Origin of the sequence: Streptomyces sp. WAC06614 (genome assembly GCF_003949795.1) — a bacterium.
Lineage (GTDB): Bacteria > Actinomycetota > Actinomycetes > Streptomycetales > Streptomycetaceae > Streptomyces.
Genome location: NZ_RPRY01000129.1, coordinates 1 through 19,958, shown reverse-complemented (window position 1 = coordinate 19,958; position 19,958 = coordinate 1). Strand labels below are relative to the sequence as shown.

At 70.5% G+C, this 19,958-nt stretch carries 10 protein-coding genes; 7 read left to right on the top strand and 3 right to left on the bottom strand.

The window, feature by feature from the left end; all coding sequences use genetic code 11:
- The 4 genes from EF918_RS18800 to EF918_RS18785 all read left to right on the top strand — a co-directional run.
- A partial coding sequence (locus EF918_RS18800; protein ID WP_125647505.1) for a right-handed parallel beta-helix repeat-containing protein occupies positions 1-2,119 on the top strand: 2,119 nt, incomplete at its 5' end.
- Positions 2,120-2,256: 137 nt separating this feature from the next.
- Positions 2,257-3,084, top strand: coding sequence for an inositol monophosphatase family protein (locus tag EF918_RS18795; protein ID WP_125647502.1), 828 nt, complete (start codon positions 2,257-2,259; stop codon positions 3,082-3,084).
- Positions 3,085-3,206: 122 nt separating this feature from the next.
- Positions 3,207-4,625 carry an NAD(P)/FAD-dependent oxidoreductase gene (locus EF918_RS18790; RefSeq protein WP_125647499.1) on the top strand — a complete coding sequence of 473 codons (1,419 nt, stop codon included), beginning with the start codon at positions 3,207-3,209 and terminating at the stop codon, positions 4,623-4,625.
- A gap of 3 nt (positions 4,626-4,628) precedes the next feature.
- The gene (locus EF918_RS18785; RefSeq protein WP_125647496.1) at positions 4,629-5,141 is read left to right on the top strand and encodes an O-acetyl-ADP-ribose deacetylase; all 513 of its coding nucleotides are present in this window, start codon (positions 4,629-4,631) and stop codon (positions 5,139-5,141) included.
- Positions 5,142-5,235: 94 nt separating this feature from the next.
- Here EF918_RS18785 and EF918_RS39305 read toward each other — a convergent pair whose 3' ends face one another.
- Together EF918_RS39305 and EF918_RS18780 are read right to left on the bottom strand one after the other, a co-directional pair.
- Complete coding sequence (locus EF918_RS39305; protein ID WP_369009096.1) at positions 5,236-5,838, bottom strand: FG-GAP repeat domain-containing protein; 603 nt, start codon at positions 5,836-5,838, stop codon at positions 5,236-5,238.
- Between the two features lie 995 nt (positions 5,839-6,833).
- Positions 6,834-8,420 carry a DNRLRE domain-containing protein gene (locus EF918_RS18780; protein ID WP_125647493.1) on the bottom strand — a complete coding sequence of 529 codons (1,587 nt, stop codon included), beginning with the start codon at positions 8,418-8,420 and terminating at the stop codon, positions 6,834-6,836.
- Between the two features lie 546 nt (positions 8,421-8,966).
- On the opposite strand from EF918_RS18780, the gene EF918_RS18775 reads away from it, so the two are divergent.
- Positions 8,967-15,908 carry a ricin-type beta-trefoil lectin domain protein gene (locus EF918_RS18775; protein WP_260610349.1) on the top strand — a complete coding sequence of 2,314 codons (6,942 nt, stop codon included), beginning with the start codon at positions 8,967-8,969 and terminating at the stop codon, positions 15,906-15,908.
- The gene (locus EF918_RS18770; RefSeq protein ID WP_125647490.1) at positions 15,909-16,295 is read left to right on the top strand and encodes a hypothetical protein; all 387 of its coding nucleotides are present in this window, start codon (positions 15,909-15,911) and stop codon (positions 16,293-16,295) included.
- A 337-nt stretch (positions 16,296-16,632) separates the two neighbouring features.
- Here EF918_RS18770 and lpdA read toward each other — a convergent pair whose 3' ends face one another.
- Positions 16,633-18,060 carry a dihydrolipoyl dehydrogenase gene (lpdA, locus tag EF918_RS18765; protein WP_125647487.1) on the bottom strand — a complete coding sequence of 476 codons (1,428 nt, stop codon included), beginning with the start codon at positions 18,058-18,060 and terminating at the stop codon, positions 16,633-16,635.
- 166 nt (positions 18,061-18,226) lie between these two features.
- On the opposite strand from lpdA, the gene recQ reads away from it, so the two are divergent.
- On the top strand, positions 18,227-19,958 hold a 1,732-nt coding region (recQ, locus tag EF918_RS18760), incomplete at its 3' end, for a DNA helicase RecQ (protein WP_125647484.1).

Here is a 19,958-nt window from a genome sequence, read left to right as displayed (position 1 = left end):
CGGCTCCGCCGTGCTCCTCGCCGACCGGCTCCGCGTCACCGCCACCGCCGGCTCCGCCGTGCGCGCCCGCGGCTCCTCCCGGCTGCTGCTGCGCGACACCCGGCTCACCGGGACCGGCCGCCACGGCATCCTGGTCGAGGACGAGGCCGAGGCGCTGCTGGAGGACTGCCGGATCGCCGACCCGGCCCGCACCGCCGTCCAGGCCGACGGCGCCGCGAGCGTGGGCCTGGCCGACTGCCGGATCACCGGGGCCGGCACCGACGCCCTGGTCGTCAAGGCCGCCGCCCGGCTGACCGTGCACGGCTGCTGGGTGCTGGCCAGCGCCGGCAGCGGCCTGACCGTGACCCAGGACGCCTCCGCCCTGGCCACCGACACCCTGATCGCCCGGAGCGGGGCCGCGGCCGTACGGATCGACGGCCGCGGCGACGTCGCCCTGACCGGCTGCCGGATCAGCGTCAGCGGGGAGCACGCCCTGGTCGCCACCGAGGCCGCCCACGCCGCCCTGACCGAGACCACGCTGACCGACGCCACCCTGTGCGGCGTCCTCGTCGAGGGCCGGGCCCACCTGGAACTGCGCGGCGGCCGGATCGACCGCGGGGAGACCGGGCTGCGGCTGCGCTCCGCCGTCCCGGCGACCGTCCAGGGCACCACGGTGACCGGCGCCCGCAAGGCGGGCGTGGAGATCGGCCCGCGGGGCGAGGCCGCCCTCGAGGGCGTCCGGATCGCGGCCACCGGCAGCGCCGGCCTGGTCCTGGACAGCGGCGCCCGGCCCACCGTGGACGGCGGCAGCATCGAGGCCGCCGGCGGCAGCGCCATGGTGGTCGCGGGCGGCGCCGAGCCCCGGGTACGGGCGCTGCGGATCGACCGCTCGGGCAAGAACGGCATCCTGTTCGGCCCGGCCGCGGGCGGTGTGTTCGAGCACTGCGACATCGGCGGCGGGACCTTCCCCGCCCTGCACCTCGGCAAGGCGGCGGCGCCCCGGTTCCGCGGCTGCCGGGTGCTCGACTGCGGGCAGGACGTGGTGCTCGCCGAGGGCGCCGAGCCGGTCTTCGAGGACTGCATGGCCGTCCGGGTCAAGAACCCGGCCCTGCCGACCACCGCCGCCGGCTCCGTACCGACCGTCCCTCCGCCGCCCGGGTCCCCGTCCGGGCCCGGGTCCTCGTACGGGCCGTCCGGGTCCTCGTACGGGCCCGCGGGCCGCGCACCCGCCGCCGGCGGACCGGACCGCCGGGGGCACGTCCCCGGTGCGGCGGCAACGGACCTGGAGCTGGCGGAGCTGGGCGAGCCCGAGCCGGAGCCGGAGACCCTGGAGGAGCTGCTCGCCGAGCTGGACGAGCTGGTCGGCCTCGACGGGGTCAAACGGGACGTCGGCGGCATGGTCAAGCTGATGCAGACCGTACGGCTGCGGCAGGAGGCCGGGCTGCCCGCGCCGCCGCTCAGCCGGCACCTGGTCTTCGCGGGCAACCCCGGCACCGGCAAGACCACCGTGGCCCGGCTCTACGGGCGCCTGCTCAAGGCCCTCGGCCTGCTGGAACGCGGCCACCTCGTGGAGGTCGACCGCAGCGCCCTGGTCGGCGAGTACGTCGGCCACACCGGACCGAAGACCACCGAGTCCTTCAACCGGGCCCGCGGCGGGGTGCTCTTCATCGACGAGGCGTACGCGCTGGTGCCCGCCGGGGTGGGCAACGACTTCGGCCTGGAGGCCGTGGCCACCCTGGTCAAGCTCATGGAGGACCACCGCGACGAGGTCGTGGTGATCGCCGCCGGCTACCCCGGCGACATGGAGCGCTTCGTCTCCTCCAATCCGGGCCTGTCCTCCCGGTTCACCCGGAGTCTGCTGTTCGCCGACTACAGCTCCGCCGAGCTGGTCCGGATCGTGGAGCACCATGCGCTCAAGCACCGCTACGAGCTCAGCGGCGGCGCCCGGGACGCGCTCGGCCGCTACTTCGACGCCGTCCCGCGCGGCGCCCAGTTCGGCAACGGCCGCACCGCCCGCCAGGTCTTCCAGGCCATGACCGAACGGCAGGCCCTGCGGATCGCCGAGCTGACCGCCCCGGGGGAGGCCCAGCTGGTGGTGCTCGACGAGCAGGACATGCCGGAGGGGACCGCCCAGGGGTGACGGCGGGGCGACCCCCACGGCTGACGGCGGGGGTGGGGTGACCGTGTGGGGCCGCGGCGACCGTACGGGACCGCGTCTTCACCCGCTGTCCACTGATCTCGGTGGGCTTTGTCGGACCGGCGTGGTGTGATGGACGCATGATCGAAGAGTTTCTGGCCCGTGACCTGTCCGCCGTCGAGGAAGCCGTCCGCAAGGCCGCCGCGGTCGAGATCATGCCGAGGTTCCGGCAGCTCTCCGAGCACGAGGTCGACGAGAAGAGCGGCCCCCACGACCTGGTGACCGTCGCCGACCGCCGTGCCGAGGAGCACCTGACGGCCGCCCTGACCCGGCTCCTGCCCGGCTCCGTCGTGGTCGGCGAGGAGGCCGTGCACGCCGACCCGACCGTCTACGGGGCCCTGCGGGGCGACGCCCCGGTGTGGATCGTCGACCCGGTCGACGGCACCCGGCAGTTCGTCGCCGGCGAGGCGGCGTTCTGCACCCTGGTGGCCCTCGCCCAGCACGGCGAGATCCTCGCCTCGTGGACGTACGCGCCCGCGCTGGAGCAGCTCGCCACGGCCGTCCGCGGCCAGGGCGCCCACCTCAACGGTGAGGCCCTGCACGCCGGTTCGCCCGAGCCGGGCACCGACCTGCGGGTGGCCATGGCCCACCCGCTCTACACCAGCGACCACGACAAGGCGGTCCTGAGCCGGCTCGACGTCCCGGGCGTGGCGGCCCGCCCGTGCGGTTCTGCCGGCCTCGAATACCTGAGTGTGGCCCGCGGCGAGACGGACGCGCTCGCCTTCACCTGGCCCTCCGCCTGGGACCACGCGGCCGGGCTGCTGCTGGTGGCGGAGGCGGGCGGCGCCCAGAGCACCGTCGCGGGCGAGCCGTTCCGCATCGACCGGGACAACGCCCTGCCGTTCGCGGTCGGCCGCGACGAGCCCACCGCGCTGCGCATCCGCGACCTGCTGCGGGGTGCGGCGTAGGACCCGGCCGCCGCCGTCCCGGCGAGCGGCACGGGAGCCCGTCCGGACGGGCGCCATATCCTGGAGTCCGCGGCGGCGCCGGTGCCGTCGCCGCCCGGACCGGCTGACGAAGGAGTCGCAAGGTGCCGTCGATTCTCGATGCGGTCGTCGTGGGGGCGGGGCCCAATGGGCTGACGGCCGCCGTCGAACTGGCCCGACGCGGTTTCTCGGTGGCGGTGTTCGAGGCCGCCGACACCGTCGGCGGGGGAGCCCGGACGGAGGAGCTGACCCTCCCCGGCTTCCGGCACGACCCCTGCTCGGCCGTGCACCCGCTCGGCGCGGGCTCGCCCGTGTTCGCCACCATGCCGTTGGCGCGCTACGGGCTGGAGTGGCTGCACGCCCCGCTGCCCATGGCGCACCCCTTCGACGACGGCACCGCCGCCGTACTGGCCCGTTCCGTCGGCGAGACCGCGGCCTCCTTCGGCCCGCGGGACGCGGGCACGTACCGGCGGCTGGTCCAGCCCTTCCAGGGCCGGTTCGCGACCCTGGTCCGCGACTTCATGTCCCTGCCGGACACGGCGCTGCCCCGCGACCCGGCCACCCTCGCCCGGTTCGGCCTGACCGGGCTGCCGCCCGCCACCTGGCTGATGCGGCGCTTCCAGGACGAGCGGGCACCGGCGCTGTTCGCCGGGCTCGCCGCGCACGTCATCGCCCCGCTCGGCGGGATCGCCACCTCCGCGGTCGGACTGGTCTTCGCCCTGGCCGCGCACGCCGTGGGCTGGCCGATGCCGCGCGGCGGCTCCCAGTCCATCTCCGACGCGCTCACCGCGTACCTGCGCGACCTCGGCGGCGCCGTCCACACCGGGTTCGAGGTCAAGCGCCTGGACGACCTCCCGCCGGCCCGCGCGTACGTCTTCGACACCTCGCCCCGGGCCCTGGCCCGGATCGCCCGGCTGGGGCGCGCGTACGACGGCTACCGCTACGGCGCCGGCGTGTTCAAGCTCGACTACGCCCTGTCGGGCCCGGTGCCGTGGACGGCCCCCGACGCCCGCCGGGCCGGCACGGTCCAGATCGGGCCCCGCGCGCGCGACATCGACGCCGCCCTCCAGCTCGCCTCGGGCGGCCGCGCCCCGCGCAACCCGTTCCTCATCACCGCCCAGCCCAGCCTGGCCGACCCCTCCCGGGCGCCCGAGGGCCGGCACGTCTTCTGGGCGTACGGGCACGTCCCGGCGGGCTGGCAGGGCGACCTGACCGAGGCGGTCGAACGCCAACTGGAGCGCTTCGCCCCCGGCTTCCGCGACCTGGTCCTGGCCCGGGCCACGGCCGGCCCGCCCGAACTGGCCGCCCGCAACGCCAACTACGTCGGCGGCGACATCGCCTGCGGCGCCGCCTCCGGCCTCCAACTCCTGCTCCGCCCCAAACTCACCCTCTCCCCGTACACCACGGCGCACCCGGCCGTCTACCTGTGCTCCTCGGCGACCCCGCCGGGCCCGGGGGTGCACGGCATGTCCGGCCACAACGCGGCCAAGGCCGTGTGGCGCCGCCTGCGAAAGGCCCGGTAGACCATGACCCGCATCACCCTCGTCCAGGGCGACATCACCCAGGTCCCCGTCGACGCGGTGGTCAACGCGGCGAACTCCTCGCTGCTGGGCGGCGGTGGCGTCGACGGCGCCATCCACCGCCGCGGCGGCCCGGAGATCCTGGCCGCCTGCCGCGCCCTGCGCGCCTCCCACTACGGCAAGGGCCTCCCGACCGGCCAGGCCGTGGCCACCACGGCCGGCAACCTCCCGGCCACCTGGGTGATCCACACGGTCGGCCCGGTCTGGTCCCGCGAGGAGGACCGCTCACCCCTCCTGGCCTCGTGCTACCGCGAATCCCTCCGCGTCGCCGCCGAACTGGGCGCCCGTACGGTGGCCTTCCCCGCCATCTCGACCGGCATCTACGGCTGGCCGATGGACGACGGCGCCCGCATCGCGGTCGAAACGGCCCGCACCACCGCCCCGCCCTCGATCGAAGAGATCCGCTTCGTCCTCTTCGACGCCACCGCGTACGCGGCCTTCGAGGCGGCGGTGGGGTGACGCCGCCCTTGGCGGCGTAGGACGTGGACGTGGAACGCAACGCGCCCTCCCCGCCGTGGGCGGGGAGGGCGCGTGATGTCGGGTGCTGCCGGGTCTAGCCGATGGTCAGCACGGTGCTCCAGTCCTCCTCCTCGACGCGCCAGCCGTTGCTCAGCGTGAGGGCCGGCGGGTTGCCTCCGGTGGCCGCCTTGGTGCCGCCGAAGAGCCAGATGGTGCCGTCGTTGTGGGTGAGGTAGAAGTCGGGGATCCCGTCGCCCGAGACGTCGGTGGTCCCTCGGACGAGGGGCCATTCGGTGCGGGTCCAGCCGGTGGTGCCGTAGGTGATGTCGGCGCCCCCGTTGGACTGGGCCGCGGTGGACAGCGAGTTCAGGTCCACCCCGCCGCTGGTACCGGGCTTGCCCTTGCGGAGGGCCAGGCCTCGGCTGGGGGCGGAGTTGTCACGGAAGACGAGGTCGGGGGTGCCGTCCTGGTTGGTGTCGCGGACGGCGACGATGTCGCGCTGGTTCCACCCCGTGCCGCCGATCTGCTTGACGGTGGTGAAGCCGGCGCCGGTGTAGCCGGTAAAGGCCCAGAAGGTGTCGCCGTTGTCGGCCAGGGCGAAGAGATCCGCCATGCCGTCGCCGGTGACGTCCTCGGTGGCGATGAGCTGGGTGTACCCGGCCGGGTCGGGCGAGCCGTCGGGGAGGAGGACCTCCATGCGGCGGCTGATGTCGAAGCGGCCGTTGCCATCACCCGGGTAGACGTACAGCTTGCCGTCGGGCATGCGGGCGATCAGGTCGGTGAGCCCGTCACCGGGGAGCCAGTCGGTGGCGTGGGTGATGATCGCGGACTTGCCGGTGGCGGGGTCCTTCCAGTAGCTGGCGGGTGCAGGCTTGCCGGCGTCGGTGGCGGCGGGCATCCAGGCGTCGATGTCACCGATCCTGTCCGCGGGGTAGGTCCGCAGGTTGCCGTCCTTGTCGATGGCGAGGAGGTCTTCGACCTGGTCGCCGGTGACGTCGTTGGGCGTGTCCAGACCGGCCCGGGGCCGGACGTAGAAGACGTAGGTGACGGGGCTGGAGAGGTTGCCCGCCTTGTTGACGGTCCGGACGTAGAGGATGTTGGGCCCGGCGTTGTCCGGGGCGAGGGTGATGGTCGCGGTCCCGCTGCCGTCCGGTGCGGCCGTCTGGTTGTAGACGGGGTGGTTCAGGCTCCACTGGTACTCGCGGACGTCCGCGACGGAGGTGCCGTTGGCCAGGATCTGCGCGGTGCTGTCGACGCCCGGGGTGCCGTGGCTGCCGTAAGGGCTGACGCTCCACTCGGCGCCGTCGGGACCGGGGGGCGGGAAGGCGGTGGACTGGACGCCGGGAGGGCTGGGAGCGGTGTGGTCGACGGTGAAGGAGCACCAGCCGCCGCCTCCGGAGTCGAGGGGGCCGCTGCCGGACCAGTAGCCGGTCCAGTCGACGGCCTGGGCAAGCCAGAAGTACGTCTTGCCGGAGGTGAACCTGTCCATCGGCACGTCGACGTTCGCCCAGCCGTCCGTCGTGGCGACGAACTCGTTGAGGGGCGACTGGGTGCCGTCCGCCGACCAGGCACGGAAGTTGATGTGCCGCAGGTTGCCGTCACCGTCGGTGGCCTTGGCGCGGAAGGTGATGTTGGTCTTGCCGATACGCGTGAACGGTGCCTGGGTGACGCACGCGCCGCCCGGGTAGGTGCTCATGTTCGCCTGGAGCGGGGTGTCCGGCGGGCGGTTGTAGTCGACTTCGATGTACGGGGGCGTCTCGGTGTTGTTGGCCATGAACTTCTTCCAGAAGTGCGCGTCGGATTCGTTCTGCGCGCGCACGCCCAAGGAAGCGGTCTGCCAACCGTACTGCGCGGCGTCGCGCGCGACACTGGTGACGTCGACCTGGGTATAGCGGTCGGGACAACTGCTGTTGTACCCGTACCCAGCGTTTCCGCTGCCTCGGTAACTCCCCCAGAACGTCTGTTGTTGGTGTTGCTCCAATTACTGGAGCTGGATATCCATGGTGTGGCGTACACGTCGAAGCCGCGTGGTTCGCACGACCATGAATACGTCTGAAGCAGGTGCAGATAGGCCGAGCTGATGTTGGCGCCACGCAACGAGCCCTCGAAGTCGAAGTTGAACACGGACCGGGAAGTACCGCCACTGTCGGATTCGTACCCGACACGTGCTTCGGCGGTGCCGCCGGCGTTGTAGTTCGCTCCGTTGAAGAAGCTGGAGTACGGGGCCGTCTTGTAGAGCAGGGTCCAGCTGTTCTTGCGGCCTTTCATAGAGGGGTCGATGAACACCGGGTAGACGGTGTCCGCGTCGTTCAGGAGCCGGCTGTCGGGGGTGATCGTCAGAACGTTCTCGGCCGACACCTGTGCTGTGGCGGCCCCGGTGTGCGCTCCCTCAGCGCCGGCGATGCCGTGCAGAGCCAGGGTCGGGTGGTCCTTCGCCGCCGGGCCGGGCTGGGTGGCGGGCTCCCCTTCTGTGGTGCGCACCTTGCCGGCGGAGTCCCACATGAACGGGGTGGGGGAGCCGATGACTTCCTCGCCCTTGTCGTTACGGGCGCTGAGCGCACTTGACTCGGCGTCGACGCGGAAGGTGAGGTCGGGGGAGGCCAGTCGGTAGTTCATCTGCGCGATCAGGGGGTCGGCCGCGGCCTGCTTGTTCTTGACGACCAGCAGGTGCGAGAAGCCGCCGTCCATGGCCGTCAGCAGCAGGTCGATACCCGGCCTGACCTCCTCGTACAGGGCGCGCGGTCCGTCGACCACGGGCTCGGGCAGGACGCCGGGCCAGCCGAGCGTCACCTCGTGCCCGTCAGTGTTCAGGCGCACCAGCTCCGTCCAGGCCGTACCCGGGGTGGGGGCGTCCGCCACCAGGCTCGCCCGCGTCACGCCCCGGGAGGCGCGCTGCCCGGCGGGCGTGCTGGCGGCAGCGGGCCTGCTGCCCGCGCTGAACACCAGCCGTCCATTGACCGCCTTGGGGGAGTAGCCGCCTTCGACCCGTTGAAGGGTGGTGTCGACGGGCTTCCACTCGCCACCCACCTTGGCGCGGACCGTGGCGCTGAAGATCCGCGTCCTGAGCTTGCCGTGGGGCAGGGCCCAGGTGGTGGTGTTCGCGGTGCGTTCCGCGGTGACCTCCACCTCCTTGCCGCTCTGCTTCGCCCGGCGCATCGCCTCCGCACCGTCGATCGGCGCCCCGTTGTCGGCCTGCGGCTTCGGCTCGCCCCCCGAGGGCGAGCCGGTGAGGTGGATGCCGAGGGGCACCACGACGGCAGCGGCCAGAAGAGCCGCCATCACTCCCATGGCGCGGCGCCGCTTGTCGGTCCTTGCGACAACTCGCTTCTCGGTAACGGTTTTCGGCGGACTTTCGTCCGTGCGCTGGGTGGCGGGCACGCTGGTTCTTCTCCCCCCTCGGGCGCAGGAATGACGCCGTCGGTACTCGCGGTAAATCAGCATGACCGGCGCAGAAGTCTCCCCAAGGGCGCCGGTGTGCAGAGATGTGCGAGGAGAGCATGAACCATGAACTGGCTCACGTCATCACCCGGGCCGAGGTCGGAGAACCCTCAAACGTCCGCATTGGACCTTGATGTGTCGATCTAATCATCGCGTCAGGTGATCAAGGAAACATTGTTTCGAGAGGTATGGACTTCGGGGTCCGGTCAGTCGCAATATCACCTCGCTATTCGTCATTTTCCTGCCACCCGTGCGCCTCGCGCCGGAGTCGGCAGAACGTGGGGGGTCCACATGTCGCCGTTCTCGGCGCCTTCCTTTCGCCTGCCCGGAAAAAGAACCCGGAGTACGCACGCGGCCCGCATCGGTCTCGCCCGGCGCACGGCCGTCGTGCTGTCGTCGCTGCTGACCGTCACGCTCCTGCCGGCCCAGGCCTGGGCCGTCACACCCGGTGACCGCAGCGGTGTGCAACTGCCGGGTCTCCAGGAGGACATGAAGGTCAAGCTGGACCAGGTCGAGGCCGCGAAGCTCCAGGGCTGGGCGGGTACCCCCGCGCTGCCTCCGCCGGAGTACTCGCCCAAGGAGGTCACACCTCCCCCGGCCGGTTCCGTGGACGTCCCGCTGGGCGGCGACCAGCTCGTCCAGGCAGGTACGTTGCCGGTCGCGATCGGCAAGGCGTCCCCCACCGAGACCAACCCCACCCCGCCGGCTCCGTCGGGAACCTGGTCGGTGCAGGTCGAGGCGCGCACCGCGACCGAGGCCGCCGGTGTCGACGGTGCGGTCATCAAGGTCACTCCTCCGGTGGGCGGTTCGACCCCGGTCGACGTGCAGCTGGACTACAAGAAGTTCCAGGACCTCTACGGCACCGAGTGGGCCTCCCGCCTGGAGCTCAAGCAGGTCCCGGAGTGCTTCCTGACCACGCCGGACCTGCCGGAGTGCTCGGAGGCCAAGGACGTCCCCTCCACCAACGACCCCGACACCGGCACCGTCCGTGCCACCGTCGACCCGGCGACGGCACCCGGTCAGGGCATGCGGACGATGGCCGTCGGTGGCGGCCCCACCGTGCTCACGGCCACCGATTCCGCCTCCGGCGCGGGCGGCACATACAAGGCCACGTCGCTCTCCCCCTCCGGCAGCTGGACGGCCGGCGGAAGCGGCGGCGGCTTCTCCTGGTCCTACCCTCTCACCGTCCCCGCACCGCCGGCGGGCCCGGCGCCGAAGATCGGATTCTCGTACTCCTCGCAGGCCGTGGACGGCCGCACGTCGGTGGCCAACGGCCAGGGTTCGTGGATCGGTGACGGCTGGGGCTACGAGCCCGGCTTCATCGAGCGCCGCTACCGCTCCTGTTCCGAGGACCGCAAGGCCGGCCCGACCGGCGCGGCGAACAACGACAACCCCACGGACAAGAAGAAGGGCGACCTGTGCTGGGCCGGCGACAGCGTGGTGATGTCGCTGGACGGCAGCACCACCGAGCTCGTCCACGACACCGCCACCGGCGCCTGGATCCCCGCCTCGGACGACGGCTCCCGCGTCGAGCGCAAGACCGGCGGCGCCAACGGTGACGACGACGGCGAGTACTGGGTCGTCACCACCCGCGACGGCACCCGCTACCACTTCGGCCGCCACAACGTCGGCGCCCACCGCTACGGGGCCGACGGCACCACCACCCGCGCCGAGACGAACTCGGTCTTCACCGTCCCGGTCTTCGGCAACCACCCCGGCGAGCCCTGCTACCAGAGCACCTACGGCAGCTCCGCCTGCATGCAGGCCTGGCGCTGGAACCTCGACTACGTCGAGGACGTCCACGGCAACGCCATGGTCGTCGACTGGGAGAAGGAGACCAACCGCTACGCCAAAAACGGCAAGTTCAACAAGAAGGCCACCGAGGCGGAGCAGAAGGCCGAGGAGTACGTCCGCAGCGGATACCCCTCCCAGATCATCTACGGCCTGCGCTCCGACAACCTCGCCGGCCCGCCGGCCGGCCGGGTCGAGTTCCACCTCGAACAGCGGTGCTTCAAAGAAGGCTCCACCACCTGCTCCGACACCGAGTTCGAGTCGAAGAACTACGGTGACAAGCAGCCCTGGTGGGACACCCCCTCCACCCTGAACTGCACCCGTGCCGCGGAGAACTGCTACATCAGCTCCCCGTCGTTCTGGAGCCGCCTGCGCCTGAACTCCCTCACCACCTATGCCCAGCGCACCGAAGGCTCCACCGCCCTGTCGAAGGTGGACACCTGGGCGCTGAAGCAGTCGTTCCCCAAGCAGCGCACCGAGACCCACCCGCCGCTGTGGCTGGAGACCATCACCCGCACCGGCTACGGCATCCCCCACGGGACCGAGCAGCAGTCCACCACCCTGCCGCCGGTGTCGTTCCTGCCCAACGTGCAGGACATGCCCAACCGCGTCGCCGTGAGCGCCACGGACGCCACCCCCGGCTTCGACCGCCTGCGCGTGGAGACCATCCGTACGGAGACCGGCGGTGAGATCTACGTCGACTACTCCGATCCCTGCCCGTTCGGTACCTCCCACCCCAAGCCGGAGGAGAACACCTCCCGCTGCTTCCCCGTCCACTGGTCCCCGGACCCGGACCTGGAGAAGCCGCCGATCGAGTGGTTCAACAAGTACGTCGTCGACCGGGTCGTCGAAAGGGACCGCGTCGCCCGTCAGGCCGAGGTCGTCACGGCCTACGAGTACGAGGGCGACGCGGCCTGGGCGAAGGACAGCGACGAGTTCACCAAGCCCGAACTGCGCACCTACAACCAGTGGCGCGGCTACGCCTCGGTCCTGGTGAAGGAGGGCGTCGCCGCCAACGCGGGCAAGCGCAACGCCACCGAGCAGTCGCAGACCCGTACCCGCTACTTCCGCGGCATGTCCGGTGACGCCGGCCGCGCCAAGGTCACCGTCAAGGACTCCACCGGCCAGGAGGAGCTCGGCGAGGACCTGCCCCAGTACCAGAGCATGACGGCTGAGAAGATCACCTTCACCAAGGCCGGCGGCAGCATCGTCTCCCGGGACCTGACCTGGCCGCAGTCCCAGAAGACCGCGACCCGCCCCCGTGACGGCACCACGCCGCTCGACGCCTTCCGCGTACGCACCGCGCGCACGGACGCGATCCAGTCCCTCAGCGACGGCAGCACCCGCACGGTCCGCACGCAGAACACCTACGACACCACCTACGGCCTACCCACGACCGTGGAGAGGGCCGCGTTCGCCCCGGCGGGCATCGGGTGGAGCATGTCGGACCAGACGTGCACGACGACCTGGTACGTCCACAACACCGACAAGCACCTCATCGGCCTGCCCCAGCGCATCCGCACCACCGCGGGCACCTGCGGCCAGGCCGCGACCGGCACGCTGCTCTCGGACACCCGCACCTCCTACGACGCCCTGAACGCCTTCGGCGCCGCTCCGGTGCGGGGCCTGCCGTACCAGGTCGACGGCAATGACGCCGCCGGCACCGGCTGGGTCACCACCGCCCGTACCGAGTACGACGCACTCGGCCGCGCCACCAAGGCCACCAACGCGGTCGGCAACTCCACCACGACCGCCTTCAGCCCGGCCACCGGCCCGGCGTTCACCGCGACCGTCACCAACGCCCTCGGCCACACGGTGACCACCAAGGTCGACCCGGGCCGCGGCAGCGCCCTGGAGACCACGGACACCAACAACCGCAAGGTCACCACCGCCTACGACGACCTCGGCCGCACCACCAAGGTGTGGACCCCCTCGCAGAAGCCGGCCACCGATAAGCCCGCCTACACCTTCGACTACCAGATCGCCGTCCACGAGCCGCCGGTCGTCACCACCAGCGCCCTGCGCGACAACGGTACGTACGAGGAGTCCGTCGTCATCTACGACGGTCTGCTCCGCGCCCGCCAGAGCCAGAAGGAGGCCGTGGGCGGCGGCCGGCTGATCACCGACACGCTGTACAACGCCAACGGCACCGTCACCGAGACCAAGAACAACTACTACGCCGCAGGCGAGCCCGAAACCAAGATCTTCGTACCCGAGACGGTCGTCCCGAACTCCACCGAGACCGCCTACGACGGCCTTGACCGCCCCGTCCGGGTCACCACCCTCCACCAGGGCGACCCCCAGCACGCGGCGACCACCCGCTACGAGGGCGAGTGGACCCTCACCCGTACCGGCATCTCACCCACCGACATCCCGGTCGACGGCAGCCGCGCGGTCAAGACCACCACCGACGTCATGGGCCGCACCACGACGGTCCAGCACTACAGGACCACCGACCTCACCGCCACGAGGATCGCAGCCCCCACGGCCGCCGACGCCAACACCACCTCGTACAGCTACGACATCCGCGGCAAGCTGACCAAGGTCACCGACACGTCGGGCAACGCCTGGACGTACGCCTACGACGCCCGCGGCCGCAAGACCGCCTCCACCGACCCCGACACCGGCTCCGCCACCTTCGGCTACGACGACCTCGACCGCCAGCTCTGGACCAAGGACGCCACCGGCCGCGCGCAGTACACCACCTACGACGCCCTCGGCCGCACCACGGAACTGCGCGACGACGCCGCGAACGGCCCCCTGGTCGCCTCGTTCACCTTCGACACCCTGATCGGCGCCAAGGGCAAGCCGGTCGCCTCGACCCGCTACAACGACGGCAAGCCCTACACCACCGAGGTCACCGGCTACGACGCCGAGTACCGCCCCACCGGCACCAAGACCACCATCCCCGACACCCCGGCCACCAAGGGCCTGGCCGGCATCTACACGTACAGCACGACGTACACCCCCACTGGCAAGGTCCAGTCGACCACCCTCCCGGCCACCCCGGGCGGCCTGGCCGCCGAGAAGCTGATCACCCGCTACAACGCCGACGGCGCCCCAGTCACCCTCTCCGGCCTGACCTGGTACACCGCCGACACCGTCCTCAGCCCCTTCGGCGAGGTCCTGCGCACCGCGACCGGCCCCGCACCCAAGCGGGTGTGGACGACCAACCAGTACGACCCCAACACCGGCCGCGTCACCAAGTCGACCACCGACCGGGAAACGGCGAACCCCAACCGGATCAGCGAAGTCTCGTACGGCTACAACCCCGTCGGCGGCATCACCTCCATCACCGACACCCAGCCCAACAACCGCGTCGACAAGCAGTGCTTCGCCTACGACCCGATGGGCCAGCTCACCGAGGCCTGGACCGGCAAGACCTGCGCGGGGACGGTGAAGGGCGACATCACCGCAGGCCCGGACGGTGACGGCTACTGGCAGAGCTACACCTTCGACTCCATAGGCAACCGCACCCACCTCACCGACCACGACCTCACCAACGAAGCCCTCAACGACGAGTTCACCTACACCTACGGCACCAGGACGACCGTCAACGGCACGGAGACCAGCACCCAGCCCCACGCCCTGGCCAAGACCGACGCCACCGTCAAGAAGCCGGGTTCGACCGTCACCACACAGTCCACCTACGCCTACGACAGCGCCGGCAACACCACCCGCCGCACCATCGGCGGTGACACGCAGACCCTGAACTGGGACCGCCGCAACAAGCTCACCACCGCCACCAGCCCCGGCATCGGCTCCGTCCCGATCCTGGGCCTGGCCGGCAAGTGCATGGACCTCCAGTCCGGCAACACCGCCGACGGAACCCCCATCCAGCTCTACACCTGCAACGCCACCAAGGCGCAGCAGTGGCGCCTGACCGGCGACACCCTCCGCTTCCAGGAGAAGTGCGCCACCAACCAGGGCGGCATGTTCCGCCTGGCCCCCTGCGACGGCAGCCCGGCCCAGAAGTTCGCCTACCGTCCCGCCGACAAGACCCTCTACCACCCGGCGACCAACCAGTGCGTGGACGTCCCTGCCGGCAACAGCACCGACGGCACCGACCTGAACATCTGGACGTGCAACGGCGCCCCGTCCCAGGTCTGGACGTTCACCAACACCACCACCTACCTCTACGACGCCTCCGGCAACCGCCTGATCGAGGACAACGGCAGCACCCGCACCCTCCACCTGGGCGAAACCACCGTCACGGCCAACACGGTCGGCCAGGTCCTGGACGCCTTCCGCTACTACTCCACCCCCGGCGCCCCCACCACGGTCCGAGAGACCTACGGCAACGCGTCGGGCCACAAACTCACGGTCCAACTGGCCGACCACCACGGCACCACAACGGCCTTCCTCGACCAAGACAACAACCAGGCGATCACCCGCCGCAAGTTCGACCCGTACGGCAACCCCCGCGGCAACGAACCCACCAACTGGACCGAGAACCGCACCTACCTCGGCGTAGGCGTAGCCGACGCCTCCACCGACCTCACCCACATCGGCGCCCGCGAATACGACGCCACCACCGGCCGCTTCATCTCCGTGGACCCCGTCATCGACATGACGGACCCCCTCCAGATGAACGGCTACACCTACGCCAACGGCAACCCCGTCAACAACTCCGACCCCTCGGGCCTCAAGTACTTCGAGGGGATGTACGACGGCGGCTTCGAAGCAGCTCCCGACAAGGTCGTCGAACGCGGCGACCACTACAGCAGGACCAGTGGTTCCCGTTCGTACACCCACTACAGGCCGGAGACACCTAAGGGAAACAAGGGCAAGGGCAAGCACGACAAGAACGGCTACGACGCAGCACCCACCGGGCTGGCCAACGGCGTCTGCACCTGGGGTTCGGGCGCGCCCTGCCACAACGTCGGAGGCGCTGGCCACTACGTGGCGGGCACACACACCACGTTCTCTCCGGGACCGCTGAGAGGGTGCGAAGGCAGGTTCTCATGCGCTGTGGTCTACGGAGCGTCAGGAGCATCCATGGCCCTCGTGCTTGCTCCGATCGCAGCAGTCGTTGGCACCGAAGCGGCAGCAGCATGCCTGGCCAACCCTGCTGGCTGCGCCGAGGTCGTGTCTGAGGTTGTCACTGGCGGTGCAACTGGTGGAAGTCTTGGCAGAATCGAGGGCAATGCAGCCAACGGTGCAAGGCTTAGTCAGCAGCTGGCCAACGAGGCTGGCGTTCTGAGTGGTGTTCGGACAGTCGATGACATCATTGCGACACCTTCCGTATTGAACAATGCTACACCTCCGCAGGTCCGACATATTTTTGAGAGCGACCCTAATTGGGTGGAGGAGACGCTCAGGCGAGGATCAAATGAAGGAGGTGGGTGGGTCATGCGAGAGTACAGAACCAAGATCGTCAGGGGTGAGGAGGTCCGATCCGAGACGGGACGAATGATTCGTTGGAATCCCGGAGGAGGGCATCATGGTGAGGGTGCGTACTGGCGAGTGAATAATGGCCACGGGCAAGGTAACGATGAGGGGATCATTCCATCACGTGAGTGGGATGGATCGTGGTAAGTGGAGAAGGATACCGTGGATGAGTGCGATGGTCAGGAGCGATTTCGGCGCTGGGTTCTTGATGTCCTTCGCCTGTTGAGCTCGCCGCCTAGCGTGCAGCTGGAATTTCTGAAGTCCGTGCGGGTTGGCGCGGATGAACTACTTCTGCAATTTGACGACCTGATTAGGGCTGCGCACGGAAGGCTCGTGTTCGACTCGATGAACGAGGAAGAGTACGGTCAGCTTCAGCATGTTGAGACCTTCGTGAACTCCGTGAACGAAGCGGGAGCGTATATTTGGTCTGATGATGCGCTATGCAGCTCCGCTGAATGGGCCAACCTGCGTGCGGCAGCCGGGGAGACAAGGCAGCAACTTGCCGATAGATGGGAGCTTTGGCAGTATCTTTAGGGGGAATTTCGGTTGACACATCTGCGGGGGTGATAGTGCCCGTGTAGGGGGCTCGGAGGTGCAGGCCCGTTTCCACGGTGCAATGGAGGCCTACCGAGCGCAGCTGGGTTGATGAACTCCTACTGAGCTTGTACTTTGAGGGTCTCGGGGCGTTTGACGGCTTTGTCGACGTCGTAGCGGGTGGCGGGCCGCCGGTTGTCTCCGCGCTGCCCCGAATGCTCGGTCGAAAGCATGTGCCCCCATCCTCTAGGACGTCACCCCGCACGCGGCCGCTGCCTTCGCAGAGGCCGTGGGCTGACCCCGCGGCCGGCCCCCGGCGGGGGCCGGCCGGGTGGGGTCAGAAGTTGATCATGTGGCCGGCGAGGCCGTGGACGGCTTCCTTGACCGCTTCGCCCAGGGTCGGGTGGGCGTGGACGTTGCGGGCGACCTCGTGGACGGTCAGGTCCCACTGCTGGGCCAGGGTCAGTTCCGGCAGGAGCTCGGTGACGTCCGGGCCGATCAGGTGGGCGCCGATGAGCTCGCCGTGCGTGGCGTCGCTGATCAGCTTGACGAAGCCGACCGGCTCGCCGAGGCCGTGCGCCTTGCCGTTGGCGGTGAACGGGAACTTGGCGACCTTGACGTCGAAGCCCTTCTCCCGCGCCTGTGCCTCGGTCCAGCCGAAGCTCGCGATCTGCGGGCGGCTGTAGGTGGCGCGCGGGATCATCGGGTAGTCCAGCTCCATCGTCTCCGCGTCCGCGATCGTCTCGGCGGCGATCACGCCCATCGACTCGGCCGTGTGCGCCAGCATCAGCTTCGCCGTCACGTCGCCGATGGCGTAGATGTGCGGGACGGAGGTGCGGCAGCGGCCGTCCACGTCGATGGCGCCGCGCTCGGTGAGGCGTACACCGGTGGCCTCCAGGTCGTAGTCCGTGACGTTCGGCGCGAAGCCGATCGCCTGCAGCACCTTGTCCGCCTCCAGGACCTTCGGCACGCCGTCCTTCCCCGTGACCGTCACCCGCACCCGCGGACCCGACTCGTCGATCGCATCGACCCTGGTCGAGGTCAGGACGTCGATGCCCAGCTTGCGGTACTGCTTGGCCAGCTCCGCCGACACGTCGGCGTCCTCCAGCGGCGCGATCCGGTCCAGGAACTCGACCAGGGTGACCTTGACGCCGTAGTTGTGCAGGACGTACGCGAACTCGATGCCGATGGCCCCGGCGCCCGCGATCACGATCGACTCCGGCACGTCCTCGGCGAGGATCTGCTCCTCGTACGTCACCACGCGCTCGCTGCGTCGTGTCCCGGGCAGCAGGCGCGGTGTGGCGCCGGTGGCGATGATGCAGTGGTCGAAGGACACCGTGCGGGTGGCGCCGTCGGCCAGGGCCACCCGGAGCGTGTGCGGATCGAGGAAGGTGCCCCGGCCGTCGAACTCGGTGATCCCGTTCTTCTTCATCAGGTAGTGGACGCCCTTGACCCGGCCGTCCGCCACCCGGCGGCTGCGGCGGAACGCCTCGCCGTAGTCGAAGGACACCTTGCCCTCCACCCGGATGCCGAAGGTCTCGGCCTCGTGCGTGAAGGTGTGCGCCAGCTCGGCGTTGCGCAGCAGCGCCTTGGTGGGGATGCAGCCGACGTTCAGGCAGACACCGCCCCAGTACTTCTCCTCCACCACCGCGACCCGCCGGCCCAATTGGGCGGCGCGGACGGCGGCCACGTAGCCACCGGGGCCCGCGCCGAGCACCACGACGTCGAAGTGCTCCCGCTGCTGCTCCTGCTGCTGGTCCTGCATGGATTCCTCGTTCCTTCCGGGCTCTGCGGGGCAGGGCGCGTCCCGGCCCTGCCCGGTCGACGTTATCGATCTTCGGTGGCGTGGTCACCGGTGGACCGTCGTGGGGTTGTCCACAGGGAGGCCCGAGTGGCGCCGTGGTGTCCGCGGGGCTCGCTAGGCTTCTGGAATGACCCTTTCGGACGCCCCCCACACCCCTCACGCACCCACTGAGGACCCCGACACCGTGCGGGTGCTCCGCAAGGTCTTCGGCTACGACTCCTTCCGCGGCGAGCAGCAGCAGATCATCGAGCACGTGACGGGCGGCGGGGACGCGCTGGTCCTGATGCCGACCGGTGGCGGCAAGTCGCTGTGCTACCAGATCCCGGCGCTGGTCCGGGAGGGCACCGGTGTGGTGATCTCGCCGCTGATCGCGCTCATGCAGGACCAGGTGGACGCGCTGACCGCGCTCGGGGTGCGGGCCGGGTTCCTGAACTCCACCCAGGACCCGTACGAGCGCCAGGCCGTCGAGCAGGCGTTCCTGGCCGGCGCCCTGGACCTGCTGTACCTGGCCCCCGAGCGGCTGCGGACGGAGGGCACCCAGCGGCTGCTCGACCGGGGCACGGTCTCGCTGTTCGCGATCGACGAGGCGCACTGCGTCTCCCAGTGGGGCCACGACTTCCGGCCGGACTACCTGGCCCTGTCGATGCTGCACGAGCGCTGGCCCGAGGTGCCGCGGATCGCGCTGACCGCCACGGCCACCGAGGCCACCCATGCCGAGATCGCCTCCCGGCTGGGGCTGCAGGACGCCCGGCACTTCGTGGCCAGCTTCGACCGGCCCAACATCCAGTACCGGATCGTCCCCAAGAACAGCGCGCTCAAGCAGCTCCTGGAGCTGATCCGGACCGAGCACGACGGCGACGCCGGCGTCGTCTACTGCCTGTCGCGGTCCTCCGTGGAGAAGACCGCCGCCTTCCTGGTGGAGCAGGGCATCGACGCCGTGCCGTACCACGCGGGCATGGACGCGGCGTCGCGCGCGGCGAACCAGGCGCGGTTCCTGCGGGAGGACGGGGTCGTGGTGGTGGCCACGATCGCCTTCGGCATGGGCATCGACAAGCCGGACGTCCGCTTCGTCGCCCACCTCGACCTGCCGAAGTCGGTCGAGGGCTACTACCAGGAGACCGGTCGCGCCGGCCGCGACGGCGAGCCGGCCACGGCCTGGCTGGCGTACGGCCTCCAGGACGTGGTGCAGCAGCGGAAGATGATCGAGGGTTCGGAGGGGGACGAGGCCTACCGGCGCTCGCTGTCCCAGCACCTCGACGCCATGCTCGCGCTGTGCGAGACGGCGGACTGCCGGCGGGTGCGGCTGCTGGCGTACTTCGGCCAGCAGGGCGAGCCCTGCGGCAACTGCGACACCTGCCTGGCCCCGGCCGAGTCCTGGGACGGCACCGTCGCGGCGCAGAAGCTGCTGTCCACTGTGTGGCGGCTGGCGCGGGAGCGGCGGCAGAAGTTCGGCGCGGGCCAGATCATCGACATCCTCCAGGGGAAGAAGACGGCCAAGGTCATCCAGTTCGACCACGACGCCCTGTCGGTCTTCGGGATCGGGGCCGACCTGAGCACCGCGGAGTGGCGCGGCGTCGTACGGCAGCTCCTGGCGCTCGGGCTGCTGGCGGTCGAGGGCGACTACGGGACGCTGGTGCTGACCGGGGCCAGTGGTGAGGTGCTGGGCGGGCGGCGCAGCGTGCCGCTGCGCAAGGAGGCCGTCGCCCCGCCGGCGGGGGCCGGCGGGGTGAAGAAGGGGTCCGGATCGAGGTCCGGCTCCGGCTCGGGCAAGGGCGCGCGGGTCCCGGTGGACCTGCCCGCTGCGGCGCTGCCGGTGTTCGAGGCGCTGCGGGCGTGGCGGGCAGGTCCACCGGGACCCG